Annotated in this window: 21 protein-coding genes; 13 read left to right on the plus strand and 8 right to left on the minus strand. The window is 70.0% G+C overall.

Annotation, left to right across the window (positions count from 1 at the left end):
• The 3 genes from AVW09_RS13945 to AVW09_RS13955 form a co-directional block, all read right to left on the minus strand.
• The coding region (locus AVW09_RS13945) for a biotin/lipoyl-containing protein (RefSeq protein WP_331709267.1) at positions 1-304 on the minus strand (304 nt) is incomplete at its 3' end.
• 54 nt (positions 305-358) lie between these two features.
• A complete protein-coding gene (gene lpdA / locus AVW09_RS13950) occupies positions 359-1,732 on the minus strand; it encodes a dihydrolipoyl dehydrogenase (protein ID WP_063258645.1) in 1,374 nt (457 codons plus the stop codon).
• Positions 1,729-3,195, minus strand: coding sequence for a leucyl aminopeptidase (locus tag AVW09_RS13955; RefSeq protein ID WP_063258646.1), 1,467 nt, complete (start codon positions 3,193-3,195; stop codon positions 1,729-1,731). Before AVW09_RS13955 ends, lpdA begins: the two co-directional genes overlap by 4 nt.
• An 85-nt stretch (positions 3,196-3,280) precedes the next feature.
• On the opposite strand from AVW09_RS13955, the gene AVW09_RS13960 reads away from it, so the two are divergent.
• From AVW09_RS13960 to AVW09_RS13970, 3 genes are all read left to right on the plus strand, one after another.
• Positions 3,281-4,207 (plus strand): proteasome assembly chaperone family protein, encoded by a 927-nt coding sequence (locus AVW09_RS13960; RefSeq protein ID WP_063258647.1) that lies wholly within the window; start codon positions 3,281-3,283, stop codon positions 4,205-4,207.
• 279 nt (positions 4,208-4,486) lie between these two features.
• Positions 4,487-5,818: an RNA polymerase sigma factor gene (locus tag AVW09_RS13965; RefSeq protein ID WP_063258648.1), complete on the plus strand. Its 1,332-nt coding sequence runs from the start codon at positions 4,487-4,489 to the stop codon at positions 5,816-5,818.
• The gene (locus AVW09_RS13970; protein WP_022878350.1) at positions 5,815-6,513 is read left to right on the plus strand and encodes a coenzyme F420-0:L-glutamate ligase; all 699 of its coding nucleotides are present in this window, start codon (positions 5,815-5,817) and stop codon (positions 6,511-6,513) included. The genes AVW09_RS13965 and AVW09_RS13970 overlap by 4 nt, the downstream gene beginning before the upstream one ends.
• 325 nt (positions 6,514-6,838) lie before the next feature.
• On the opposite strand, the gene AVW09_RS13975 is transcribed toward AVW09_RS13970, so the two are convergent.
• The gene (locus tag AVW09_RS13975) at positions 6,839-7,861 is read right to left on the minus strand and encodes a sugar-transfer associated ATP-grasp domain-containing protein (RefSeq protein WP_063258649.1); all 1,023 of its coding nucleotides are present in this window, start codon (positions 7,859-7,861) and stop codon (positions 6,839-6,841) included.
• A gap of 46 nt (positions 7,862-7,907) precedes the next feature.
• Here AVW09_RS13975 and AVW09_RS13980 point away from each other — a divergent pair, with 46 nt between their 5' ends.
• Together AVW09_RS13980 and AVW09_RS13985 are read left to right on the plus strand one after the other, a co-directional pair.
• On the plus strand, positions 7,908-8,564 hold the full coding sequence (locus AVW09_RS13980) for an alanine racemase C-terminal domain-containing protein (RefSeq protein WP_063258650.1): 657 nt from the start codon (positions 7,908-7,910) through the stop codon (positions 8,562-8,564).
• On the plus strand, positions 8,561-9,619 hold the full coding sequence (locus tag AVW09_RS13985; RefSeq protein WP_063258651.1) for an alanine racemase: 1,059 nt from the start codon (positions 8,561-8,563) through the stop codon (positions 9,617-9,619). The genes AVW09_RS13980 and AVW09_RS13985 overlap by 4 nt, the downstream gene beginning before the upstream one ends.
• Before the next feature lie 32 nt (positions 9,620-9,651).
• Here the strand turns inward: AVW09_RS13985 and AVW09_RS13990 are convergent, their stop codons facing one another.
• Positions 9,652-9,873, minus strand: a complete 222-nt coding sequence (locus tag AVW09_RS13990) for a DUF7455 domain-containing protein (protein WP_063258652.1) — start codon at positions 9,871-9,873, stop codon at positions 9,652-9,654.
• A 162-nt stretch (positions 9,874-10,035) separates the two neighbouring features.
• On the opposite strand from AVW09_RS13990, the gene AVW09_RS13995 reads away from it, so the two are divergent.
• On the plus strand, positions 10,036-12,108 hold the full coding sequence (locus AVW09_RS13995; protein WP_156496118.1) for a DNA gyrase/topoisomerase IV subunit B: 2,073 nt from the start codon (positions 10,036-10,038) through the stop codon (positions 12,106-12,108).
• 44 nt (positions 12,109-12,152) lie between these two features.
• Here the strand turns inward: AVW09_RS13995 and AVW09_RS14000 are convergent, their stop codons facing one another.
• The gene (locus AVW09_RS14000) at positions 12,153-14,609 is read right to left on the minus strand and encodes a DNA gyrase/topoisomerase IV subunit A (protein WP_063258654.1); all 2,457 of its coding nucleotides are present in this window, start codon (positions 14,607-14,609) and stop codon (positions 12,153-12,155) included.
• A gap of 70 nt (positions 14,610-14,679) precedes the next feature.
• On the opposite strand from AVW09_RS14000, the gene AVW09_RS14005 reads away from it, so the two are divergent.
• The gene (locus AVW09_RS14005; RefSeq protein ID WP_063258655.1) at positions 14,680-15,807 is read left to right on the plus strand and encodes an alkaline phosphatase family protein; all 1,128 of its coding nucleotides are present in this window, start codon (positions 14,680-14,682) and stop codon (positions 15,805-15,807) included.
• A gap of 47 nt (positions 15,808-15,854) precedes the next feature.
• On the opposite strand, the gene sepH is transcribed toward AVW09_RS14005, so the two are convergent.
• Positions 15,855-16,898 (minus strand): septation protein SepH, encoded by a 1,044-nt coding sequence (gene sepH, locus AVW09_RS14010; protein WP_063258656.1) that lies wholly within the window; start codon positions 16,896-16,898, stop codon positions 15,855-15,857.
• A gap of 222 nt (positions 16,899-17,120) precedes the next feature.
• Here sepH and AVW09_RS14015 point away from each other — a divergent pair, with 222 nt between their 5' ends.
• The gene (locus AVW09_RS14015; protein ID WP_022880322.1) at positions 17,121-17,414 is read left to right on the plus strand and encodes a DUF4193 domain-containing protein; all 294 of its coding nucleotides are present in this window, start codon (positions 17,121-17,123) and stop codon (positions 17,412-17,414) included.
• Here AVW09_RS14015 and AVW09_RS14020 read toward each other — a convergent pair.
• A complete protein-coding gene (locus tag AVW09_RS14020; protein WP_022880323.1) occupies positions 17,389-17,880 on the minus strand; it encodes a DUF3093 domain-containing protein in 492 nt (163 codons plus the stop codon). The two genes, AVW09_RS14015 and AVW09_RS14020, sit on opposite strands and share 26 nt — an antisense overlap.
• A gap of 12 nt (positions 17,881-17,892) precedes the next feature.
• On the opposite strand from AVW09_RS14020, the gene dut reads away from it, so the two are divergent.
• The 5 genes from dut (at position 17,893) to dxs (ending at position 24,796) form a co-directional block, all read left to right on the plus strand.
• Positions 17,893-18,348: a dUTP diphosphatase gene (dut, locus tag AVW09_RS14025; protein WP_197462650.1), complete on the plus strand. Its 456-nt coding sequence runs from the start codon at positions 17,893-17,895 to the stop codon at positions 18,346-18,348.
• Complete coding sequence (locus AVW09_RS14030) at positions 18,345-18,965, plus strand: DUF3710 domain-containing protein (RefSeq protein WP_063258657.1); 621 nt, start codon at positions 18,345-18,347, stop codon at positions 18,963-18,965. Before dut ends, AVW09_RS14030 begins: the two co-directional genes overlap by 4 nt.
• The gene (locus tag AVW09_RS14035; protein ID WP_063258658.1) at positions 18,962-19,711 is read left to right on the plus strand and encodes a DUF3159 domain-containing protein; all 750 of its coding nucleotides are present in this window, start codon (positions 18,962-18,964) and stop codon (positions 19,709-19,711) included. The genes AVW09_RS14030 and AVW09_RS14035 overlap by 4 nt, the downstream gene beginning before the upstream one ends.
• A 136-nt stretch (positions 19,712-19,847) precedes the next feature.
• Entirely contained in the window at positions 19,848-22,682 is a 2,835-nt protein-coding gene (locus tag AVW09_RS14040) for an aconitate hydratase (protein ID WP_063258659.1), read from the plus strand.
• 164 nt (positions 22,683-22,846) lie between these two features.
• Positions 22,847-24,796: a 1-deoxy-D-xylulose-5-phosphate synthase gene (gene dxs / locus AVW09_RS14045; protein WP_063258660.1), complete on the plus strand. Its 1,950-nt coding sequence runs from the start codon at positions 22,847-22,849 to the stop codon at positions 24,794-24,796.
• The last annotated feature ends 25 nt before the right edge of the window (positions 24,797-24,821 follow it).

Consider the following 24,821-nt stretch of genomic DNA (forward strand, 5'->3'; position numbering starts at 1 on the left):
CGGCGGGGGCGGGCGTCTCTTCGGCGGGGGCGGCCGCGGGAGCGTCATCCGCGGGAGCTGCACCCGAGCCGTCGCCGATCTTGGCGAGGACGGCGCCGACCTCGACGGTCTCGTCCTCCTGGACGAGGATCTCCTCGATCACGCCCGAGACGGGCGAGGGGATTTCGGTGTCGACCTTGTCGGTCGAGATCTCCAAGAGACCTTCGTCCTCCTGGACGGTGTCACCGACCTGCTTGAGCCAGCGGGTGACCGTTCCCTCGGTCACGCTCTCGCCGAGAGCGGGGAGGACGACGGAAGTGCTCATGGATATGTCTCCTTCGTACCGGATGCGGTGTCTAGCTTAGTGACGGCTGAGGGGTCAGAGTGCGTGCAGCGGCTTGCCGGCCAGCGCGAGGAAGGCCTCGCCCAGTGCTTCGCTCTGAGTGGGGTGGGCGTGGATGAAGGGGGCGATGTCCTCGGGGTGGGCTTCCCACCCGATCGCGAGCTGCGCCTCGGTGATGAGTTCGCCGACGCGGTCGCCCACGAGGTGGGCACCCAGGACGGGGCCGTCGACGCGACGGACGATCTTCACGATGCCCGAGGTGCCGATGATCTCACTGCGCCCATTGCCCGCAAGGTTGTACTCGTAGGCACGGATGCCCTCAGCGCCGAAGCGCTCCTGCGCCTGGGCCTCCGTGAGTCCGACGGACGCGACCTCGGGATGCGAGTACGCCACGCGCGGGACATCGATGTCGGGCACGAGCACCGGAGCGAGGCCGGCGATCTCCTCCGCCACGAAGATGCCCTGCGCGAATCCGCGGTGGGCCAGCTGCAGACCGGCGACGATGTCACCCACGGCCCACACGTGCGGGACGGTGGTGCGGAGACGCTCGTCGGTCTGCACGAAACCGCGCTCGAGGCCGATGCCGGCTTCCTCGAACCCCAGGCCCGCGGTGGCGGGGCCACGACCGACCGCGACCAGGACGTAATCGGCGTCGAGGGTCGTTCCGTCGTCCAGGCTGACCGTCACGGAGGCTGCCGTCTCGGTGATCGACGAGAAGCGCTTACCCAGGTGGAACGCGATCCCGCGCTTGCGGAACGCCCGTTCCAGTGCCTTGCTCGAGGAGACGTCCTCGGCGGGCAGCAGGTGTGGCAGCGCCTCGACGATCGTCACCTCGACGCCGAAGGAGCGCCACACGCTGGCGAACTCCACGCCGATCACCCCACCGCCGAGGACGACGACGCGCGCGGGCACGACGTCGAGGTCGAGCGCCTGCTCGCTGCTCAGCACGCGGCCCGCGATCTCGAGCCCCGGAAGAGTGCGGGTGTACGACCCGGTGGCGAGGATGACATCCGACGCGCGGTACAGGTCATCGCCGACCCGCACGGCCGGGCCCGCCTCGAGCGATCCCTCACCGGCCACCACGCGGATGCCGCGGGTCGAGATCAGTCCCTCCAGGCCCTTGAACTTCTTCGCGACGATTCCCTCGCGGTACGAACGCACACGCGCCGGATCGATGCCCGCGAATGTCGCCTGGACCCCGATCTCCTCGGCCCCGCGCGCCGCATCGGCGACCTCGGCCGCGTGCAGGAGCGCCTTGGTCGGGATGCAGCCCCGGTGGAGGCAAGTGCCGCCGAGCTTGTCCTTCTCGACGAGGACGACGTCCTTGCCGAGTTCGGCGAGGCGCAGGGCCGCGGCGTATCCGCCGCTGCCTCCGCCCAGCACGACGACGTCGGCGGAGTACTCGGTCACCGAACGCCGCCGGCGGCGATGAGTTCGATCAGCGGGCGCACGGTCGCGCCGGTCACACCCTTGTCCGTGAAGCCGTACGGCGCACCCTTGTTCATGCCGACGCCGGCGATGTCGAGGTGCACCCAGGGGATGCGCGGCGCGTCCGCCTCTTCCGAGACACGCCCGACGAAGTGGCGGAGGAAGAGACCGGCGAAGAGCGACCCGCCGGCCGGGTCGCCGATCTTCGCGTTCTGCAGGTCGGCGATGGGGGAGTCCAGGTCGTCGACCATGTGGGCCGGGAGCGGGAGCTGCCACGCGAGTTCGGAGACCCGCTCGGCGGCGGCGAGGTACTCGGCGACGGCGGCGTCCTCACCCATGACGCCGGTGTGGCGATTACCGAGGGCGACCGTGATCGCTCCGGTCAATGTCGCGACATCGACGATGAGGTCGGGATTCTCGCGGCTCGCGGCGACGAGACCGTCGGCCAGCACCAGGCGACCCTCCGCATCCGTGTTGAGCACCTCGACGGTGGTGCCGTCGAGCATGCGGAGCACGTCTCCCGGGCGGGTCGCGCGGCCCGAGGGCATGTTGTCCGCGATGCAGAGCCATGCGCTCACGCGGACCGGCAACGCCATCTCCGCCGCGGCGCGCAGCACCGCGAGCACCGTCGCCGCACCGCACATGTCGTACTTCATCCCGACCATGGACGCCGCGGGCTTGAGCGAGAGTCCGCCCGTATCGAACGTGATGCCCTTGCCGACCAGGGCGACGTGGCGACCGGCGTCGGCCGGGGCGTACTCGAGGTGGACGAGGCGCGGCGGCCGGTCCGACCCCTGGCCGACACCGAGGATTCCGCCGTAGCCGCCCTCGGTGAGCGCGTACTCGTCAAGCACGCGGACCGTGACGGGGAGCCCCTTCACGGCCTCCACCGCAGCGTCCGCGAAGTCGGCGGGTCCGAGCCATTCGGCGGGGGTCGTGACGAGGTCCTTCACGAGCGCCACGGCGCCGGCGATCGCCGACACAGCGGTCTGCTCAGCCTCGGTCGGGGCGTCCGGCGTGTACACCGACACCCGCGACGCGCGCTCCTTGGGAGCATCGGTCTTGTAGCCGGCGAAACGGTATCCACCGAGCGCCGCCCCCTCGGCCAGCGACGCCCACGGGACGTCGACGAACGACTGGACGGCGACGTGCTCGAATCCGGTGAGCTGGCGCAGGCCCGTTCCAACGGCGTCGCGGACGGCAGCGGCATCCGGGTCGGATCCGGCGCCCACCACGGCGACGGGGACGGCAACGCCGGGGACGTGCACGCGCTGGAACGATCCGGGCCCACCGGTGAAGCCCACCGCGGTCAGCGATGCGCTGAGACCGTCCCAGCCCTCGGGATCCGTCGTGGAGCCGTTCGTCTTCGGGACCACGAGGAGGATCGCGTCGGCGCCGGACTCGAGGACGGGGACATCGGTGTGCGTGACGGAGGGATACGGCATGGGTTCCATCCTAGGTTCGCGGGTGTTCGCTAGCAGCGGGACGCACCGTCGCCGAGGTGTCCGACCCGGCTCGTAGAGTGGAGACATGGCCTATCCCGCACCGCTGTACGACCGCGCCCCCGCCGCGCCGCCGGTGCCGTCGGGGCTGCCGCTGGTCATCGCGCTCACGGGCTTCACCGATGCGGGCGGCGCCGTTGCGCGCCTCGTCGAGTACTTCCGCGACGATCTCGAGCCGAACCCCGTCGTCGTCTTCGACAACGACACGCTGCTCGACTATCGCGCACGGCGACCGCTCATCACTTTCGTCGAAGACCACCTCACGGACTATCGGCCCCCGCGCCTCGAGCTGTCGCTCGCCCACGATTCGCTGGGCCAGCCGTTCCTGCTGCTCGCCGGCTACGAACCGGACTTCCTCTGGGAGGCGTTCGCCGAGAGCGTCCTCGAGATCAGCGCCGGCCTTCAGGTGTCGTCCGTGACGTGGGTGCACGCGATCCCCATGCCCGTGCCCCACACCCGTCCGATCGGCACCACGGTGAGCGGAACAAGGAGCGACCTCGCGGAGGCGCACTCGGTGTGGCGTCCGCACACGCACATCCCCTCGACCGCCGGACACCTGCTCGAGTACCGCTTCGCCGAGGCCGGCGCCAAAGTCGCCGGCTTCGCCCTGCTCGTGCCGCATTACCTCGGAGACACCGAGTATCCCGCGGCGGCGCTGGCTGCGCTCGACAGTCTCACGGTTGCGACGGGACTCGTCTTCTCCGGTGAGGTCCTGAGGGAGGAGAACCGCGAGTTCCTCGGCAAGGTCACCGAACAGGTCGAAGGCAGCGAGGAGCTGACCCGCATGCTGCAGGGGCTCGAGGAGCGCTACGACGCCTACATGGCCGGCTCCACCCAGGCGACACCGATCATCCACACCGGCGATCTACCGAGCGCCGACGAGCTCGCGGCCGAGCTCGAGCGGTTCCTCGCCAACCGCCCCGGCGACGACGACCGCCGCGGGCGTCTGGGCTGATCAGCCACGCACGCACGACCGCGAATGCCGGGATCCGCGCCGACGCGGCCTCCCACGACCACGCCGCACAGGAATACCTCGCGGCCGTGAACGGTTGTATACGCACAGATGCCTGGTGCGCGTCAAGTCCTGCGCCGGGGATGTGAGACAATGAAGAACCTGACCCATTGTCGGCCGAACCTGGAGCCCGCTCCACCGGATCGGACTTGACAAGGGTCTTACTAGTGTCCGAGAACGACCGGCGGCCGTGCAACGTACGTTCCCGGTGAAAGGCGAAACGTGGCAGGCACGAACACCCAGACCCGCTCCCGCAGTGAGAAGGACACCGACCTCGACACCGCGGAGGAGACCACGACCGCGTCGAAGAAGACTGCGGCCAAGAAGGCCCCCGCCAAGGCCAAGGCGGCGCCCGCCAAGGCGAAGTCCAAGGCGAAGGCCGACGACGACATCGAAGAGGACGAGATCGAGGAAGACCTCGACGAAGACCTCGAGGTCGCGGACGACTCCGACGAGGACGACGACACCGACAGCGACGACGCCGCGAAGCCCGCGGCCAAGAAGCCGGACGACAGCGACGACGACGAGGACGACGAAGAGAAGCCCGCGGCGGTCGCCGAGGCGCTTCCGACCGGCGCGATCGTCATCTCGTCGAGCGACGAGGATGACGTCCCGGTTTACTCGGCGCAGATCACCGGCGCGACCGCCGACCCCGTCAAGGACTACCTGAAGCAGATCGGTAAGGTCCCGCTCCTCAACGCGGCCGAAGAGGTCGAGCTCGCGATGCGCATCGAGGCGGGTCTCTTCGCCGAAGAGAAGCTCTCGAACATGTCGCCGGCCGAGAAGACGAGCCAGCTCGGTCTCGACCTGCAGTGGGTCGCCCGTGACGGTCAGCGCGCGAAGAGCCACCTCCTCGGCGCGAACCTCCGCCTGGTCGTCTCGCTCGCCAAGCGTTACACCGGTCGCGGCATGCAGTTCCTCGACCTCATCCAGGAGGGCAACCTGGGCCTCATCCGTGCGGTCGAGAAGTTCGACTACACCAAGGGCTTCAAGTTCTCGACGTACGCCACCTGGTGGATCCGTCAGGCGATCACGCGTGCCATGGCCGACCAGGCCCGCACCATCCGCATCCCGGTGCACATGGTCGAGGTCATCAACAAGCTCGCGCGCGTCCAGCGTCAGATGCTGCAGGACCTCGGTCGCGAACCCACGCCCGAGGAACTGAGCCGCGAACTCGACATGACCCCCGAGAAGGTCATCGAGGTGCAGAAGTACGGCCGCGAGCCCATCTCGCTGCACACCCCGCTCGGCGAGGACGGCGACAGCGAGTTCGGCGACCTGATCGAAGACACCGAGGCGGTCGTCCCGGCCGACGCCGTGGGCTTCACGATGCTCCAGCGCCAGCTCGAGTCACTCCTCGACTCGCTCAGCGAGCGCGAAGCGGGCGTCATCCGCATGCGCTTCGGCCTCGGCGACGGGCAGCCCAAGACGCTCGACCAGATCGGTGACACGTTTGGCGTGACGCGTGAGCGCATCCGCCAGATCGAGTCGAAGACGATGGCCAAGCTCCGGCACCCCAGCCGGTCGCAGTCGCTGCGGGACTACCTCGAATGAGCGCCGAGGCCAACGCCGGGAAGGCACTGACCCGCACCGTCGAGGGCACGACGTTCGCCCGCATCCCGATCCGCACGCGGGTCGTCATGCCGGGCGACGACCTCGACGCGTTCATCCTCGAGTACGCGAAGGATGCCGTGCAGCCGGGCGACCTGCTGTTCGTCACCGAGAAGATCGTCGCGATCACGCAGGGCCGCTCGTTCAAGCTCGACAGCATCAAGCCCCGCAAGCTCGCGCTGTTCCTGTCGAAGTACGTGACGCGGACGCCGTACGGTATCGGCCTGGGCATGCCCGAGACGATGGAGATGGCGCTGCGCGAGTGCGGAACGCCCCGCATCCTCTTCGCCGCGGCCGTCTCGGCCGTGACCAAGACGTTCGGACGCAAGGGCGACTTCTACCGCATCGCGGGCGACAAGGCTCGCGCGATCGACGGCCCCACCAAGGGCACGATCCCGCCGTACAACCAGGCGGTCGTGCTCGGACCGGAGCGTCCCCGCGAGGTGGCCGCCCGCCTCAAGGCGCTGCTCGGCATCGACCTCGACGTCGCCGTCGTCGACATCAACGACCTGGGCGGCAACATCCTCGGGTCGACGCTCGACAAGGCCGGCGAGAAGCGCCTCGTCGCGATCCTCAAGGACAACCCGCTCGGGCAGGGACACGAATCCACGCCGCTCGGCATCGTCCGCCCCGCCTGACACCGACCAAACAGAAGGCCCGCTCCCTCATCGGGGGCGGGCCTTCTCGGCATCCGGGGGCTCACAACTCCGGCAGAACCGGTCTGCCGCCGCTCGGAGTGGCGCGCTCAGAGCGATCTGCAGGAGTTGTGCGGCAGCCCGGCGCCCCGAGCGCCCGACACGGCCGAGCGCCAAGCCGGGTCCGCTGCGCTCCCGCCACCACTGAACCGATCCGAAGCCTCACAACTCCTGCGGGACCCCAGCCGCGGCAACGCCGACCGGCTTACAGGCGCCGGTATGCAGGAGTTGTGCGCCCCACGTGGGAGCGGGCATATGGCATCCGGGATCAGAATCCGATCGCGGCGCGGTAGCGCGGCTTGTGACCGGTGCGGATGCCGGTGACGCTGGGCTTGTTCTCGTACACGCCGGCACCCCAGTTGCCCTCGACGAGGACGGGTCCGTCGGGGCCGACGACGATGTCCCAACCGACGTACTGCACCTGCGGGACGACGCGGGCGACGCGGTCGACGAAGGCCTTCACTTCGTCGACGAAGGGCAGCTGGAAGTCGCCGATCCGCACGCCCGAGTCGGGGTGGACCTCGTGCACGTGACCGTGCGAGTCGTATCCGGCGCCGAGCGCGTGGCCGTTCTCGTCGAGCATCGTGTAGAAGCCGCCGAACGTCATCTGGTCGCTGACCGCACCGCGGCCGAACTTCTGCGCCATGGCGAGGATGTGGGTCTTCTGGCCGTCGAAGAACGCCGTGACGCGCGTCGTGTTGACGGTGCCGGGGCAGACGGCGGCGAGGTCGTCGTGCTGGCGGATGACCTCTTCCACGAGGATCTCGCCGCGTTCGAGCAGACCGCGGTGGAATGCCGTCCAGTCCTCGACCTCGGCCGCGTGATAGCGGTGCACGCCGGTGCCGGCCTGACCCACGGGCTCCTTGGTCACGATGGTGCCGAGGCGCTCGGTGAACGCGCGCAACTCGTCGGCGTTCGTCTCATCGACGACCATCCACTCGCGGCGCAGGAACTCGCTGAAGCGACGGTCGAACTCGACCTTGTCCTGGAAGATGTACCGGTAGTCGGGGTGGTCGAACTTCTGCGAGATCTGGTTCGACACGGGGTGCGTCATGTACGTCGCCCGCTCGGCGGGGCTCAGGATCGCGAAGTCGTAGTCGATGTAGTCCTGAAAGCCGACGTTCTTCACGCCCGCCTGGTACAGCATGTCGGCGACGACGAGCGGCAGCGCCTTGCCGTGTTGCTCCGACGCCTCCTTCGCACGCTCGATGACCGACCCGACGTCGATGCGGCGGGCACGTCCGGCGAGGTAGCGCAGGCGGGGGACGAGGGAGAAACCCTGCTGAGGCATTGAGGCTCCGGGGTCGGCGACGGGGGACCCGGATAGTCTAGATGGCGTGACCTCCACGCTCCCCGTCCGCGCCGACGCGGGGGGAGTGGCTCCGGTGGCCCGCCTGTCGGAGCGGAATCTGCGCGCAAACGCGCTCCTCGCCGCCGCACGCACTGCGGACGGCCCGCGCGACGGCGACGCCCTCGCGGTCGATGCCTGGGGCCACGGCGCGGAGTGGGTGGCATCCGTTCTCTCGGCGCTCGACATCGACCCGGGCGACGTCGACGCGGCGTCGCTGTACGGGCTCCCCGGCGGCGATCCGCGCGCGAAGCCCGTGCTGTCGCTGCACGGGCGTGTGCTCGGAACGAAGCCGCTCCTTGAGGGCGAGGGCGTGTCGTACGGGTACATCCACCGCGCCCCGAGCGACACGACCGTCGCCCTCGTCACGGGCGGCTACGCCCAGGGCGTCGTGCGGTCCCTGGGGAACGTCGCCGACGTCGTGATCGCAGGGCGCCGGTACCGCATCGTCGGGCGCGTGGCGATGGACGTGTGCGTCGTCGACGTCACCGACGCCCGGCCCGAATGGGGCACGGACGCGGTGTTCTTCGGTGATCCCGACGCCGGGCACCCGTCGCTGAGCGAGTGGACGGATGCCACGGGCTGGAGCGCCGGGGAGATCGTCGCCGCCGTCGGCACCCGGGCCGTGCGGACGGTGGTCGCGTGAGCGCCGAGTACCGCGTCGATCTCGACGCCTTCGCGCGCAACCTCGCGCGTGTGCGAGAATCGGTCGCTCCCGCGCAGCACATGCTCGTCGTGAAGGACGACGCCTACGCGCACGGTCTCGAGGCGATCATCCGCCGGGCCACGGCCGAGGGCGTGACCTGGATCGGCGCGTTCGACGTCGAGACCGGCCGCGCCGTACGCAAAATCACCGGGCCCGACGCACGCATCTTCGTGTGGCTCCTGGGCGGTGCCGACGACCTCGCCGCGGGAGTGGCGGCGGACCTCGACCTCGGCATCGGCGACGAGGCGCTCCTTGCCGACCTCGCGGCGCTCCCCGACCTCCCGAGCGCGGCGCGCGTCCACCTCAAGATCGACACGGGCCTGCACCGCAACGGCATCCGTCCCGAGCGGTGGGGCGCAGCGCTGAAGAACCTCTCACGCCTCGTCGACGGTGGCCGCGCGACCTTCGAGGGCGTGTGGTCGCACATCTCGGAAGCCTCGGATGCCGACGACGACGACGCCCGCGCCCTCTTCCTCGCCGCGCGGGCCGCTGCCGTCGAGGCGGGACTCAGGCCGCGGTTCTCGCACCTGGCCGCCAGCGCGGCCGGGTTCGCGCGCGAGCCGTTCCGCGAGGACCTCGTGCGGGTCGGCGCGTTCTCCTACGGCATCCGTCCCGCGGGAGGGCCGGGCGAGGCGGAACTCGGAATCGAGCCCATCTCGTCGCTGGTCGCGTCCGTCACCGCGATCGAGGGCGACACCGTGCGTCTCGACCTCGGCAGCCTGCACGGGCTGCCGTCCGCGCTCCAGGGGAGATTCTCCGTGGCGACCCCGGCGGGTCCGCGCCTCGTGCGGCGCATCGGGCCGGACTTCCTTCTCGTCGAGGGATGGACGGATGCCGTCGTCGGCGACGACGTGATCGTGTTCGGGCGCGGGGGAGTGGCATCCGCGACGGATCTGGCCGAACTCATCGACACGATCGGTGAGGAGATCGCGCTGCGCGTCTCACCGGCCGTGCCCCGCCGTTATACGTCGAACGGGCCCCGTTCCGCTCGGTGAGAGCGGCTCGGAGCCCGTTCGGACGAAGTCGGTCAGTCGCCGGCGGTGAGACGCGCGGTCTCGTCGTGCCAGGAGGTGGCGATGCTGCGGAGCTTCTCTTCGTACTTGCGTCCGTGGTGGGCGCAAAAAAGGAGCTCGCTGCCGTTGACCTCGGCGGCGATGTAGGCCTGCGCTCCGCAGGAGTCGCAGCGATCGGCTGCCGTGAGGCGGTGATCGAGGACGGCGGACGCGTCGGGTGCAGTCGTGGTGGTCATGTCGGGTGCCCTCCTCGGGTGATCGTGGGCGAGTCCCCATATACAACCACGCGGATGTTTCCCCTATGCCGCGGCTTGATCACATTTCGCTGTGCGCGTACGGTGACCCGACCTCGCTGTGTGTCTGCAAGCCGATGTCGGAGCCCCCGATTACGCTGGGAGATCGTGACGTCCGAGTATTCCGCCCATCATCTCCAGGTCCTCGAAGGACTCGAAGCGGTGCGCAAGCGCCCGGGCATGTACATCGGCTCCACCGACTCCCGGGGTCTCATGCACTGCCTGTGGGAGATCATCGACAACTCCGTCGACGAAGCCCTCGCCGGGCACGGGACGCGCATCGACGTGCTTCTGTACCGCGACGGCAGCGTCGAGGTGCGTGACCGGGCCCGCGGCATCCCGGTCGACGTCGAACCGCGCACCGGTCTCACGGGCGTCGAGGTCGTCTTCACGAAGCTGCACGCCGGCGGCAAGTTCGGCGGCGGCTCGTACGCGGCCTCCGGCGGTCTCCACGGCGTCGGTGCATCGGTCGTCAACGCGCTGTCCGAGCGTCTCGACGTCGAGGTCGACCGGGGCGGCAAGACGTACGCGATGTCGTTCCACCGCGGCGAGCCCGGGGTGTTCGCGGGCGACGGTCCCGACTCGGCCTTCACACCGTACGACGCGAGCAGCGAACTGCGCGTGGTCGGCAAGGCCGCGCGCGGCGCCACCGGCACGCGGATCCGGTACTGGGCCGACCGGCAGATCTTCACGAAGGATGCCGCGTTCGGATTCGACGAGCTCGTGCAGCGCGCGCGGCAGACGGCGTTCCTCGTTCCGGGTCTCGAGATCGTCATCACCGACGAGCGCGGCGACGAGCCGGTCGAGACCAGCTACCGCTTCGACGGCGGCATCTCCGAATTCGCCGACTTCCTCGCCCCCGACGCCGCGATCACCGACACCTGGCGCCTCACCGGCACGGGGACGTTCACCGAGACCGTGCCGGTCCTGCAGCCCGGCGGCTCGATGGTCCCGACCGAGGTGCAGCGCGAGTGCGAGGTCGACATCGCCGTCCGCTGGGGCACCGGCTACGACACGACCGCCCGTTCGTTCGTCAACATCATCGCCACGCCCAAGGGCGGCACACACCAGCAGGGCTTCGAGCAGGGCCTCATGAAGATCCTGCGCACGCAGGTCGAGCAGAACGCGCGCAAGCTGAAGGTCGGCAACGACAAGATCGAGAAGGATGACATCCTCGCCGGTCTGACCGCGGTCCTCACGGTCCGGCTCCCCGAGCCGCAGTTCGAGGGCCAGACGAAAGAGGTGCTCGGCACCCCGGCCGTGCGGCAGATCGTGTCGCAGGTCGTCGCCAAGGAGCTGACCGAGCGCTTCGCCTCGCCCAAGCGCGACGATAAGGCGCAGACGGCGCTGCTGCTCGAGAAGGTCGTCTCCGAGATGAAGGCGCGCATCTCCGCGCGCACGCACAAAGAGACGCAGCGCCGCAAGAACGCGCTCGAATCCTCGTCGCTGCCGTCGAAGCTCGTCGACTGCCGGTCGAACGACGTCGCCGACTCCGAGCTGTTCATCGTCGAGGGCAACTCGGCGCTCGGCACGGCCCGCGACGCCCGCAACAGCGCCTACCAGGCGCTGCTCCCGATCCGCGGCAAGATCCTCAACACGCAGAAGGCGTCGATCAGCGACATGCTGTCCAACGCCGAATGCGCCTCGATCATCCAGGTCATCGGCGCGGGCTCCGGCCGCTCGTTCGACCTCGATGCCGCGCGCTACGGGAAGATCATCCTGATGAGCGACGCCGACGTCGACGGCGCGCACATCCGCACGCTGCTGCTGACGCTTTTCTTCCGCTACATGCGCCCGCTCGTCGAGGCGGGGCGTGTGTTCGCCGCCGTGCCGCCGCTGCACCGCGTGATCGTGATGAACCCCGGCTCCAAGCCGAACGAGACGATCTACACGTACAGCGAGCAGGAACTGCACGCCCTCCTCGCCAAGCTCAAGAAGGCGAACAAGCGCTGGCAGGAACCGATCCAGCGGTACAAGGGCCTGGGCGAAATGGATGCCGATCAGCTGGCGACGACCACGATGGACCGCGCCGGGCGCACCCTCCGCCGCGTGCAGGTCCGCGACATCGAGGAAGCCGCGAAGGTCTTCGACCTCCTGATGGGCAGTGACGTCGCTCCGCGCCGCGAGTTCATCGTCGACTCGAGCGACCGCCTGGCCCGCGAGCGCATCGACGTCTGAGGCAACGGGGCGGCGCTGCCGAGCGCAGCCCCGCCCCGCGGGCATCAGCGGATCGCGGTGCCGATCGCGCCCACGACCGCGTCGAGCGGCTGACCGGACGCGTCGCGCTTGGCGCCGGGCTCGGGGAGGGTCCGCACGGATCCGTCCGTGCCGACGGCCCGCGGGTCGGACCCGACCCAGGCGAGCGTGAGCGCGTCCTCGCCGCGCAGCAGGCGCTGCGCGCGCACACCGCCGGTGGCACGCCCCTTGGCGGGGAACTCGGTGAAGGCCGAGACCTTGGCGCTCCCGGCATCCGTCCCCGCCAGCGCGGCGGTGGATCCCGCGACCGTGACGACGACGGCGTCGAACGCCGAGCCGCCGACGACCGCGAACGCGATCACGTGCGCGCCGTCGGACAACCGGATGCCGGCCATGCCCCCGGCCGAGCGACCCTGCGGCCGCACGGACGATGCGTCGAACCGCAGCAGCTGCGCGTCGTCGGCGACGAACACGAGTTCCGCGGCATCCGAGGCCGGGGCCGCCCCGACCACGCGGTCGCCGTCGCGGAGGGCGATGATCTCGATCTCGGGCTTCGTGCCGAGCTCGCTCGCGGCCACGCGCTTCACGATTCCCTGGGCCGTGCCGAGCGCGAGGGGCGGGCCGTCGGTCAGGGGGACGAGTGCGACGACCTGCTCGCCCTTGCCGAGGGTGAGGTACTGCTCGACCTTGGTTCCGGCGGCCAGCTGGACCGCGTTGCCGGGCACCGACGGCAGGTCGACGGGGGAGAAGCGGACGAGACGTCCGGTGGACGTCACGGCGCCGATGTCGCCGCGGGTCGTCGTATCCACCGAGGAGCGGATCGCGTCGTGCTTGGCGCGCCGCGTCGGCGGAACGACCCCACCGCCCGGGGCGTCGGCGGTGAGCTCGGCGCGCACCATGCGTCCCGTGGCCGAGAGGAACACGCGGCAGGGGGCGTCGGCGATCTGCAGGTCGGCGGCCGCGGCGGCTCTGGCCGACCGGGGCTGCACCGGGCCGCCGTTCAGCAGCATCGTGCGACGCGGAGTGCCGTACGCCTCGGCCGCGGCCTCGAGCTCGCTGGCGACCTGCCCGCGCAGCAGCACGTCGCTGGCGAGGAGCTCGACGAGCTGATCGATCTCGGCCTGCAACTGGTCGCGTTCGGCTTCGAGCTCGATGCGGGAGAACTTCGTCAGGCGTCGCAGGCGCAGCTCGAGGATGTACTCGGCCTGCGGGTGGGAGAGGTCGAACACCTCCTGCAGGCGCGTGCGCGCCTGCTCGCCGTCGTCCGAGGACCTGATGACCTGGATGACCTCGTCGATGTCGAGGATCGCGATGAGGAGGCCCTCGACGAGGTGCAGCCGCTCGCGTTTGCGCGCCAACCGGTACTCGCTACGACGGGTGACGACGCGGATGCGGTGGTCGAGGTACACCCGCAACATCTCGCGCAGTCCGAGGGTCTGCGGCTGTCCGTCGACGAGCGCGACATTGTTGATGCCGAAGGAGTCCTCGAGCGGGGTCAGCCGGTACAGGTGCTCCAGAACCGCCTGCGGGTCGAACCCGGTCTTGATGCCGATGACGAGGCGCAGGCCGTGCTGGCGGTCGCTGAGGTCGGTGACGTCGGCGATGCCCGCGAGCTTCTTCGACTGCACGGCATCCTTGATCTTCTCGATCACCCGCTCGGGGCCGACGAGGTACGGGAGCTCCGTGATGACGATGCCGGTGCGGCGGGGGCCGAGCGATTCGATCGACGCCTTCGCCCGCGTCCGGAACGACCCGCGGCCGTTCGTGTAGGCGTCCTTGATGCCGTCGAGGCCGACGATGATGCCGCCCGACGGCAGGTCGGGGCCGGGAACGAACTCCATGAGCTCGTCGACCGTGGCATCGGGATTCTGGAGGAGGTGCGTCGCGGCGCCCACGACCTCGATGAGGTTGTGGGGTGCCATGTTCGTCGCCATGCCGACCGCGATGCCGGTCGCGCCGTTCACCAGCAGGTTGGGGAACGCTGCCGGCAGCACGTCGGGCTGCTGGAACTGCCCGTCGTAGTTCGGCACGAAGTCGACGACGTCCTCGTCGAGGTTCTCGGTGAGCGCCAGGGCGGGCGGGGCGAGACGCGCCTCGGTGTAGCGGGGGGCGGCGGGGCCGTCGTCGAGCGAGCCGAAGTTGCCGTGACCGTCGATGAGGGGCACGCGCAGCGAGAAGTGCTGCGCGAGGCGCACGAGCGCGTCGTAGATCGGGGCGTCGCCGTGCGGGTGCAGCTTTCCCATCACCTCGCCCACGACGCGGGCGCTCTTCACGTGGCCGCGGTCGGGCCGCAGGCCCATCTCGGCCATCTGGTAGAGGATGCGACGCTGGACGGGCTTCAGCCCGTCGCGGGCATCGGGCAGGGCACGCGAGTAGATGACGGAGTACGCGTACTCGAGGAACGACCCCTGCATCTCGGCCGAGACATCAACGTCTTCGATGCGCTCGGGTGCGGGGGAAGCGGCGGAACGGGAATCGGGCATAGGTGCGGCCTCGGGTCGGGCGGGCGTCGATCTCGACGGGGGCGGAAAGTCGTATGGAAGACTGGCCCCGATGTCTTTCAGCCTACCGGCGGGCCCGCCGCGCGCCCGGAGCCTCACCGGTGTGGTGACCGAGGCGATCGCCGCCCTCGACGGCCGGTCGGAGTGGTTCGCCCCCGCTCGCAGCGCCGTGGTGTTCGTCATCGACGGTCTCGGATCGCACAATCTCGCCGAGCGCCGCGGTCACGCGCGGTTCCTCGGCTCCGCCGGGTCGCGTCGCGACGTCGCCCGCACCGTCTTCCCGTCGACGACCGCCGCGGCCCTCACGAGCCTGCTCACCGGCACCGAGCCGGGGGAGCACGGGATCGTCGGATACCGCACGCTGATCCCCGGCACGGACGTCGCCGCGAACCAGCTGCACGGCTGGGAGACCGACGGCCTCGATCCGCGCACGTGGCAGCGCAGCCGTCCGCTGTTCGAGGTGGAGGCCGAGCGCGGGCGCCCCGTCTTCGTCGTCTCCCGCCCCGACTACGTAGGCACGGGCTTCACGACCGCGACGTTGCGCGGCGCCGAGTTCGTGTCGGCCACCGACGTACGCGAACGCGCGGCCATCGCCGCCGACCTCACCGCCCGGCATCCCGGAGCCCTCGTCTACCTGTACGCGCCCGACCTCGACAGCGCCGGACACCGCGACGGATGGGAGTCCGACCGCTGGACCGACGCCCTCGAACGCGTCGACGCCGCCGCCCGCGACCTCGCCGGAGCGATCGACCGGGAAACCGGCGTGCTGGTCACGGCGGACCACGGTATGGTCGACGTCCCCGCGCGCAAGCACGTGCTGCTCACGCACGGCGATCCCCTCGTGGAGGACGTCGAGATCGTCGGCGGCGAGCCCCGCATGCTGCACCTCTACACCGCGCCCGGTCGAGCGGATGCCGTGGCCTCGCGCTGGCGCGAGCGGGAGCAGGCGCGGGCCTGGGTGCTCACGCGCGACGAGGCGGTCACGGAGGGGCTGTTCGGCCCGGTCGCGCCGGAGGTTCGCGGGCGCATCGGCGACGTGCTCGTCGCCGCGCGCGGACGTTTCGCGTACTACGACGACCGCGAGACCGACAAGCGGCCGCAGCGCATGGTGGGCCAGCACGGCTCGCTCACCGACGAGGAGCGCACGGTGCCGCTCCTGCGGCTCGGCGCGTTCGCCTGACCCGGGCGGGTTGCGTGCCGCGCGGCGGCATCGCGGCGCTCCGCGCGTCAGCTCTCGTCGGTGCGGGCGCCGAAGACGATCTCGTCCCACGACGGCATCGAGGGCCGGCCCTTCGCGCGTCGACCGGAATCCGTGGATGCCGGGGGCGCGGGGGTGCGCTCGGGCTCGGCCTCGGGCTCTTCGGCACGGTACTCGGGCTCCAGGGCGTCGAACAGAGCGACGGGCGCACTGGGCGTCCGCTGTTCCGGCTCGCGCACCTCGGCGGTGCCGGGAAGCGGTTCGCGCTGCCCACGGCGTCGACGCAGCGCCTCGAGGAGGTCGGCCGTCTCCGACGAGGTGACCGGGGCGTCCGGGGCGCGCTTGATCGCCGCCGCCTGCACGGCGGCCGCGACGGGACCGGTGGCCTCGATGCCGGGCTCGTCCTCGATGTCGAGGCGACGCGGGCCGAAGGCGCCGCTGTCGAAGCGGGAGTCGTCCTTGGGCAGGGGCGTGTCGAGCGCGCGGAGCCGCGGAATCAGCCCCTCGGGGAGCGATCCCTGACGCGACAGCTGGATCGCGTCCGAGTTCTGCGGCGACAGCGTGCTCCGACGCGGGTCGAACCCCCAGCGGGCATCGTGATCGATGCCGTTGGCGGTGAACTCGAGCTTGACCATCCAGCCGGAGGATTCCTTCCAGCTCGTCCAGCGCTCCGACGAGGCACCGGCCTCGGAGAGCTTCGCGCGCACGGCCGCGCCGAACGTGATCGGACCGTCGTGCTCGAGCGCGCCTCCGAGGAGCACCGGCACGGCAAGGGCCTGCGCGACGATGTGCTCGCGCTCGGCGAGCACGGGGCCTTCGAACCTCTCGACGTCCTCGACGCGGGCGTTCAGCAGCGTCGCAACCTCGCGCGCGGAGAGCCCCGCGCGGATGTGCGCCTGGATGTCGCGCGGGCTCGGACGGGGCGCACGCTCGCCGTCGTGCTCGCGCCCACGGCGCGCACGGCGCGCCTCCGCGCGCAGCACCTCGTCGAGCGGCAGGGCGAAACGTTCGCCCGTCTCGGTCGCGACGACGAGGACGTCATCCTCGGTTCCGATGACTTTGAGCTGTTCCATGCGAAACACCCCTCCGATCTGCGGTCGACGCCCATGCTGTCACGGCCCCGCCCTCGAACCAGGGAATAACGCGGGCGCGCCGCGAGTTTCACGCGCTGCAGCCCGAGGCCACCCCGCCGACACCCCGAGAAGAGCATTTGCTTATCGGGGTCGGGTCATGCAAACTATGGCCGCCCGTTCGGGCGATGCACCACGAAAAACCGGAAGTAGAGACCCTCACGCATGGCCACCGATTACGACGCACCGCGCAAGACCGAGGACGACAGCGAGTCGATCGAGGCCCTCAAGGAGCGCGTGCCCGACAAGACGTCGGGGTCGATCGACAACGAGGATGCCGACAACCCCTCGGGCTTCGAGCTGCCCGGGGCCGACCTGTCCGACATCGAGCTGGACGTCGTCGTGCTGCCCCCTCAGGAAGATGAGTTCACGTGTATGAACTGCTTCCTCGTCAAGCACCGCTCGCAGATCGCCGAAGAGAGCGGCAACGGCTTCATCTGCGTGGAGTGCGCAGCCTGACCTGAGCGCGCTGGATCGCCGCGATGAGGCGGTCCGGCGTCCGGGTGGACACCACCCACGACGGGGTCGGATCATCGGGATCGGTCACGGGAATCGTGACGATCCCGTCGATCCCGCCCCGGATGAGGTGCCAGGCCCGCCGGTCGAGACCACTCCCGCGGGCGGTACGCGCCTCCTCCGCCACGACGCCCGAGGGCACCCCCAGCAGATCGACCGGGATGTGCGCCCGCCCGGCCCGCAACTCCCCGTCGCGAACCTCGACGACGGGGGAGAGGGCGACCAGCGCCGCCACGATGCCGACGGACACCAGCAGTCCGATCACGAGCGCCAGCGTCGTGTCGACAGGCGTGAACACGAGGGCTGCCATCGGCCCGCAGACCGCCGCCGCGACGAGCGCCCAGAGCGACGGACTCAGGCGTTCGCGGTACTCGATTCCGGTGCGGATGCCGCACCCCCTCTTCTGCATTACCCTCGTGGGGTGACCGAAACGGTGGACGTCCTCATTGTCGCATCCGAGCCCCCGGTCTTCGCCCACCCCGGCGACGCCGGAGCCGACCTCGTAGCCGCGGAAGCGGTCCGACTGGAGCCCGGCCGTCGCGCCCTCGTCTCCACCGGTGTGCGCATCGCGCTGCCGGACGGGTACGCCGCGTTCGTCGTTCCCCGCAGCGGCCTCGCCGCCAAGCACGGCATCACGATCGTGAATTCCCCGGGAACGATCGACGCGGGCTACCGTGGCGAGATCAAGGTGGCACTGCTCAATACCGACCTCGACGAGGCCTACGAGATAGCGGTCGGGGACCGCATCGCGCAGCTCATCGTCATGCCTGTTCCGCCCGTCCGCTTCCTCCCCGTCGACGACCTTCCCGACAGCGTGCGGGGCGAGGGCGGATTCGGATCCAGCGGCTACCAGACCTCTTCAGGGAGCACCCGATGACCGACGACGCCCAGCCGCAGACCGATCAGGAGATCGAGGCGGCGCCTGCCCCCAAGAGCGGACCGGTGGATCGACAGACGGCCGGACCTTTCGACGAGTCCGAGGCGAACGCCGTCCGCCCCTACATCGATCTGGGCGGCATCAAGATCCTCCCGCGCGAGGGCCTGAACCTCCGCCTCGAGGTCGAGGAGCAGACCCAGCGCATCGTCGCCGTCGGCCTCGACTACGCCGAGTCCACTCTGCAGGTGCAGCCCTTCGCCGCGCCGCGTTCGAGCGGCCTGTGGGAGGAGACCCGCGAGCAGATCCGGCAGCAGGTGAAACAGCAGGGCGGTCGCGTGGAGGAGCGCGAAGGGCCCCTCGGCCCCGAGCTCCTCGCCGAGGTGCCGGTCGTGGCGGGCCCGGACGGCGCCACCAAGCGCCTCGCCCGGTTCGTCGGCGTGGACGGCCCGCGCTGGTTCCTCCGCGGCGTGATCGGGGGAGCCGCGACCTCCGATGTCGAGGCTGCCACCGCGGTGGAAGACCTGTTCCGCTCGATCGTCGTCGTGCGCGGCGGATCGCCCATGCCCCCGCGCGATCTGATCCCGCTCCGGATGCCGACCACCCCCGGCACGGCATGACCGAGCCGGCGCGACCCGACGACGCCGACCGCGTCCCGCTCGAGCCGCCCTCCGCGGCCGACAGCCTCTCCGCGGCGCTGGGCGATGCCGCCCGCCGCGCGGGCCTGGACCCGGCGAAGCACTCCTCGACCGGCGCGGCCGTCTGGGCCGCGATGGGCGGGTGGCGCGGCATCCTGGAATCCGTCCTGCCGTCGCTCGCATTCGTGGTGCTGTTCACCATCACCAACGACCCGGAGACCCGCCAGGGCAACCTCCTCCTGAGTCTCGGCGTCTCGGTCGGCCTCGCGCTCGTCTTCACGATCGCGCGGCTCGTGGCGAAGTCGCCGCCGAGCGCCGCGATCGGCGGACTTCTCGCGACCGTGGCCGCGGCCGTCCTGACGCTGTTCACGGGGCGCGGCCAGGACAACTTCGTCTTCGGCTTCTTCACGAACGGCGCCTATGGCGCCGCGTTCCTCGTGTCGGTCCTCGTGGGCTGGCCGCTGATCGGCCTCATCGCGGGATACCTGCTCGGCGAGGGGACGGCCTGGCGCACCGACAAGCGCAAGCGGCGCGTGTACTCCCTGCTGTCGCTCGGATGGGCGGCGCTGTTCGCCGCGCGCCTCATCGTCCAGCTGCCGCTCTACTTCGCCGGCGACGTCACGGCGCTCGGGACGCTCAAGATCGTCATGGGACTGCCGCTTTTCGCCCCCATGGTCGCGGTCACGTGGCTCGCCGTGCGCGCTCTCTCCCCGAAGCGCGAGTCCTGATATATTTATCTTGATATCAAGATAAATCCCCCTCCCCGCACGGTTAGGTCGGCCTTCCTGGCATCCTCCGAACCGCGAGGGGAAAATGGGGGATGGCGGGCCGACGCCTGCGCATTCGCCGACGAAGGAGACGATCGTGTCCACGGTTGACAGCTTCGGTGCCAAGAGCACCCTGACAGTCGGCAGCACCGACTACGAGATCTTCCGCATCGACACCGTCGCCGGGTACGAGAAGCTCCCGTTCAGCCTCAAGGTGCTGCTCGAGAACCTCCTCCGCACCGAGGACGGCGCCAACGTCACCGCGGACCAGATCCGCGCCCTCGGCTCGTGGAACCCGGATGCCGAGCCCGACACCGAGATCCAGTTCACGCCCGCGCGCGTCGTGATGCAGGACTTCACCGGTGTCCCCTGCATCGTCGACCTCGCCACCATGCGCGAGGCCGTCACGGCCCTCGGCGGCGACCCCAACCGCATCAACCCGCTCTCCCCGGCCGAGATGGTCATCGACCACTCCGTCATCGCCGACCTCTTCGGCAGCGAGAACGCCCTCGAGCGCAACGTCGAGATCGAGTACGAGCGCAACGGTGAGCGCTACCAGTTCCTCCGCTGGGGCCAGACCGCCTTCGACGACTTCAAGGTCGTCCCGCCGGGCACCGGCATCGTCCACCAGGTCAACATCGAGCACCTGGCCAAGGTCGTCTACGACCGCACCGTGGACGGTGTCCTCCGCGCCTACCCCGACACCTGCGTCGGCACCGACTCGCACACCACGATGGTCAACGGCCTGGGCGTCCTGGGCTGGGGCGTCGGCGGCATCGAGGCCGAGGCCGCGATGCTCGGCCAGCCGGTGTCGATGCTCATCCCGCGCGTCGTCGGCTTCAAGCTCAGCGGCGAGATCCCCGCCGGCGTCACCGCGACCGACGTCGTCCTCACGATCACCGACATGCTCCGCAAGCACGGCGTCGTGGGCAAGTTCGTCGAGTTCTACGGCGAGGGCGTGGCATCCGTCCCGCTCGCGAACCGCGCGACCATCGGCAACATGAGCCCCGAGTTCGGCTCGACCGCCGCGATGTTCCCCATCGACGACGTCACGCTCGAGTACCTGCGCCTCACCGGCCGCGACGAGCAGACCGTTGCGCTCGTCGAGGCGTACGCCAAGGAGCAGAACCTCTGGCACGACCCGGCCCGCGAGCTCGTCTTCAGCGAGTACATGGAGCTCGACCTGTCGACGGTGGTCCCCTCGATCGCCGGTCCGAAGCGTCCGCAGGACCGCATTCTCCTGTCCGAGGCGAAGTCGCAGTTCGAGAAGGACATCCTGAACTACGCCGCGGCATCCACGTCGGACTCGATCGTCGACCTCGAGAGCGACCAGTCGTTCCCGGCCTCCGACCCCGGCCCCGTGCCCGGCGACGAGCACACCCACACCGGTGAGGTCCTGATCTCCTCGGGTCACCCGGCCAACGCGTCCAAGCCGATCAAGGTCACGACGCCCGAGGGCCAGTCGTACCTGCTCGACAACGGCGCCGTCACGCTCGCGGCGATCACCTCGTGCACGAACACGTCGAACCCGTCGGTCATGATCGCGGCGGGCCTGCTCGCCAAGAACGCCGTCGACAAGGGCCTCAAGCGCAAGCCGTGGGTCAAGACGACGCTCGGCCCCGGCTCGAAGGTCGTCACCGACTACTACGAGAAGTCCGGTCTCGACAAGGCGCTCGAGGGCCTCGACTTCTACACCGTCGGCTATGGCTGCACGATCTGCATCGGCAACTCCGGCCCCCTCATCGAGGAGGTCTCCGCGGCGATCAACGAGAACGACCTCGCCGTCACGGCCGTCCTCTCAGGCAACCGCAACTTCGAGGGCCGCATCAGCCCCGACGTGAAGATGAACTACCTGGCCTCCCCGCCGCTGGTGGTCGCCTACGCGCTGGCCGGCTCGATGAACTTCGACTTCGAGACCGACCCGCTCGGCAAGGACCAGAACGGCGATGACGTCTTCCTGAAGGACATCTGGCCCGCGCCCGACCAGGTGCAGTCGATCATCGACGCGTCGATCTCGCGCGAGCAGTTCATCCAGCAGTACGCCACGGTGTTCGAGGGCGACGAGCGCTGGAAGAACCTGCCGACCCCGACCGGTCCGATCTTCGAGTGGGATGCCGACTCCACCTACGTCCGCAAGGCTCCCTACTTCGACGGCATGTCGATGCAGCCCGACCCGGTGCGCGACATCACCGGCGCGCGCGTCCTGGCCACCCTGGGTGACTCGGTCACCACCGACCACATCAGCCCGGCCGGCAACATCAAGGCGGGCACGCCCGCCGCGCAGTACCTCACCGAGCACGGCGTCGCGCAGAAGGACTTCAACTCCTACGGCTCGCGCCGCGGCAACCACGAGGTCATGATCCGCGGCACGTTCGCGAACATCCGCCTGAAGAACGAGCTGACCGCAGCGGTCAACGGCGGCAAGGTCGTCGAGGGCGGTTTCACCCGCGACTTCACGCAGGCCGACGGTCCGCAGTCGTACATCTTCGACGCGAGCCAGAACTACCAGGCGCAGGGCACCCCGCTCGTGATCTTCGGCGGCAAGGAGTACGGCTCCGGCTCGTCGCGCGACTGGGCCGCGAAGGGTACGAACCTGCTCGGCGTGAAGGCCGTCATCACCGAGAGCTTCGAGCGCATCCACCGCTCGAACCTCATCGGCATGGGCGTCGTCCCGCTGCAGTTCCCCGCCGGCGAGAGCTGGAGCTCGCTGGGCCTCGACGGCACCGAGATCGTCTCGATCGAGGGCCTCGAGCAGCTCAACGAGGGCGTGACCCCCAAGACGGTGAAGGTCACCGCCGAGCCGAGCGAGTTCTCGCCCGAGGGCAAGCAGACCATCACGTTCGACGCCGTGGTGCGCATCGACACCCCCGGTGAGGCCGACTACTACCGCAACGGCGGCATCCTGCAGTACGTGCTGCGTTCGCTCGTCTGACCCCGCCTCGACCGCGCCCCGGGAGCCTCGGCCCCCGGGGCGCGGTTGCGTTTCCCGACACCATCGATCGCTCGCTGGCAAGCCATTGCCGGGCCCTCTCCGGGCGCCGAGACTAGAATCGACAGACGCGCAGAACTGTGTGCGCACCGCACGAGAGGAGTCACATGGCTCTCCTACCCGGCATCCACGGTCCCCGTGACCTCGACGGTCTCACCCCCGATCAGCTGCGACAGCTCGCGGCCGAGATCCGCTCGTTCCTCGTCGAGAACGTCGCCCGCACCGGCGGTCACCTCGGCCCCAACCTCGGCGTCGTCGAGCTGACGATCGCCCTCCACCGCGTTTTCGACTCGCCGGCCGACCCGATCATCTTCGACACCGGCCACCAGTCGTACGTGCACAAGATCCTCACCGGCCGTCAGGACTTCGCGAACCTGCGATCACGCGGTGGCCTCGCCGGTTACCCGCAGCGCTCCGAGAGCGAGCACGACATCGTCGAGTCCTCGCACGCGTCGAGTTCGCTGAGCTGGGCCGACGGCGTCTCGCGGGCGTTCACCCGGACGGGCCGCAAGGACCGCCACGTCGTCGCCGTCGTCGGTGACGGCGCGCTCACCGGCGGCATGACGTGGGAGGCGCTGAACAACATCAGCGACGACAACGACCGCAACCTCGTCATCGTCGTCAACGACAACGGCCGTTCCTACGCGCCGACGATCGGCGGCATGGCCCGTTACCTGAACCGCGTGCGCACGAACGAGGCGTACCGGCACCTCCACCGCAGCTCCGACACGCTGTTCCGGCGCCTCGGCCCCGCGGCCCGCGCCGTCTACCGCGGCGTGCGCGGCGGCACGCACGGCTTCCTGTCGCGCTTCACGAACAACGAGGCGCTGTACAGCAACCTCGACATCAAGTACCTCGGCCCCATCGACGGGCACGACTTCGAGTCGCTGATCGAAACGCTCGAGCTGGCGAAGTCCTACGGCGCGCCGGTCATCGTGCACGCCATCACCGACAAGGGAAGCGGCTACGCCCCCGCGCTCAGCGACAAAGCCGACCAGTTCCACGCCGTCGGCAAGATCGACCCGATCACGGGCGAGGCTCTCGGCTCGGGCGGCGGTCCCCAGTGGACCGATGTGTTCGCCGAGGAACTCACCGCGGTGGGGGCCGAACGCGACGACGTCATCGCGATGACGGCCGCGATGCTGCGTCCCACGGGCCTGCAGTCCTTCGCCGAACGCTTCCCGGAGCGCGTGTACGACGTCGGCATCGCCGAGCAGCACGCGGTCGCTTCGGCCGCGGGCCTGGCGTTCGGCGGCCTGCACCCGGTCGTCGCGATCTACGCGACGTTCATGAACCGCGCGTTCGACCAGGTCATGATGGATGTCGCCCTGCACAAGGCCGGCGTCACGTTCGTGCTCGACCGCGCCGGCGTGACCGGCCCCGACGGCCCCAGCCACCACGGGATCTGGGACCTCGCGATGCTGCAGCTGGTCCCCGGCATCCGGATCGCCGCTCCGCGCGACGCCACGCGCCTGCGCGAGGAGTTCCGCGAGGCCGTCGCCGTCAGTGACGCCCCCACGGTCGTGCGCTACCCGAAGGGCGGTGTCCCCGCCGACCTCGACGCGATCGAGCGTCTGACCGACGGCGTCGACGTCCTGGCCCGCGGCACCTCCGACGACGTGCTGCTCGTCGGCATCGGCCCGATGGTCCACCTCGCGATGGAGGTCGCCGAGCGGCTGCGCGCGCAGGGCATCGGCGCCACGGTCGTCGACCCCCGCTGGGCGATCCCCGTACAGCCGTCGATCGTCGACCTCGCGCGCGAGCACCGGCTCGTGATCACGATCGAGGACGGCATCCGCGTCGGTGGCGTCGGCACGCGCGTCCGCCAGGTCCTCCGCGAGGCGGGCGTCGACACGGCCGTCGACGAGCTCGGCATCCCGGACGAGTTCATCGACCACGCCACGCGCGAACAGATCCTCGAGGATGCCGGACTCACGGCATCCAAGATCGCCCATGACGTCGTGGCCCAGGTGCTCGGCACGCGCATCCCGATGGCGCGTCAGACGCCCACGGGCGTGATCCCGACGCTGGAGGAGTGGGAGAAGACCCGCCCGTAGGTCCCGCACGTACGACAGCGGCGCC

It is taken from the genome of Microbacterium sp. T32, from assembly GCF_001619615.1.
Taxonomy (GTDB): Bacteria; Actinomycetota; Actinomycetes; order Actinomycetales; family Microbacteriaceae; genus Microbacterium.

Excerpts from the sequence above, each read along its gene's own strand:
- AVW09_RS14030 (WP_063258657.1), top strand. The coding sequence starts at position 18,345 with ATGACCGACGACGCCCAGCCGCAGACCGATCAGGAGATCGAGGCGGCG.
- dxs (WP_063258660.1), top strand. The coding sequence starts at position 22,847 with ATGGCTCTCCTACCCGGCATCCACGGTCCCCGTGACCTCGACGGTCTC.
- AVW09_RS13955 (WP_063258646.1), bottom strand. The coding sequence starts at position 3,195 with ATGCCGTATCCCTCCGTCACGCACACCGATGTCCCCGTCCTCGAGTCC.
- AVW09_RS14000 (WP_063258654.1), bottom strand. The coding sequence starts at position 14,609 with ATGCCCGATTCCCGTTCCGCCGCTTCCCCCGCACCCGAGCGCATCGAA.
- AVW09_RS13990 (WP_063258652.1), bottom strand. The coding sequence starts at position 9,873 with ATGACCACCACGACTGCACCCGACGCGTCCGCCGTCCTCGATCACCGC.
- AVW09_RS14005 (WP_063258655.1), top strand. The coding sequence starts at position 14,680 with ATGTCTTTCAGCCTACCGGCGGGCCCGCCGCGCGCCCGGAGCCTCACC.
- AVW09_RS14020 (WP_022880323.1), bottom strand. The coding sequence starts at position 17,880 with ATGCAGAAGAGGGGGTGCGGCATCCGCACCGGAATCGAGTACCGCGAA.
- AVW09_RS14035 (WP_063258658.1), top strand. The coding sequence starts at position 18,962 with ATGACCGAGCCGGCGCGACCCGACGACGCCGACCGCGTCCCGCTCGAG.
- AVW09_RS13970 (WP_022878350.1), top strand. The coding sequence starts at position 5,815 with ATGAGCGCCGAGGCCAACGCCGGGAAGGCACTGACCCGCACCGTCGAG.
- AVW09_RS13975 (WP_063258649.1), bottom strand. The coding sequence starts at position 7,861 with ATGCCTCAGCAGGGTTTCTCCCTCGTCCCCCGCCTGCGCTACCTCGCC.
- AVW09_RS14015 (WP_022880322.1), top strand. The coding sequence starts at position 17,121 with ATGGCCACCGATTACGACGCACCGCGCAAGACCGAGGACGACAGCGAG.
- AVW09_RS13960 (WP_063258647.1), top strand. The coding sequence starts at position 3,281 with ATGGCCTATCCCGCACCGCTGTACGACCGCGCCCCCGCCGCGCCGCCG.
- sepH (WP_063258656.1), bottom strand. The coding sequence starts at position 16,898 with ATGGAACAGCTCAAAGTCATCGGAACCGAGGATGACGTCCTCGTCGTC.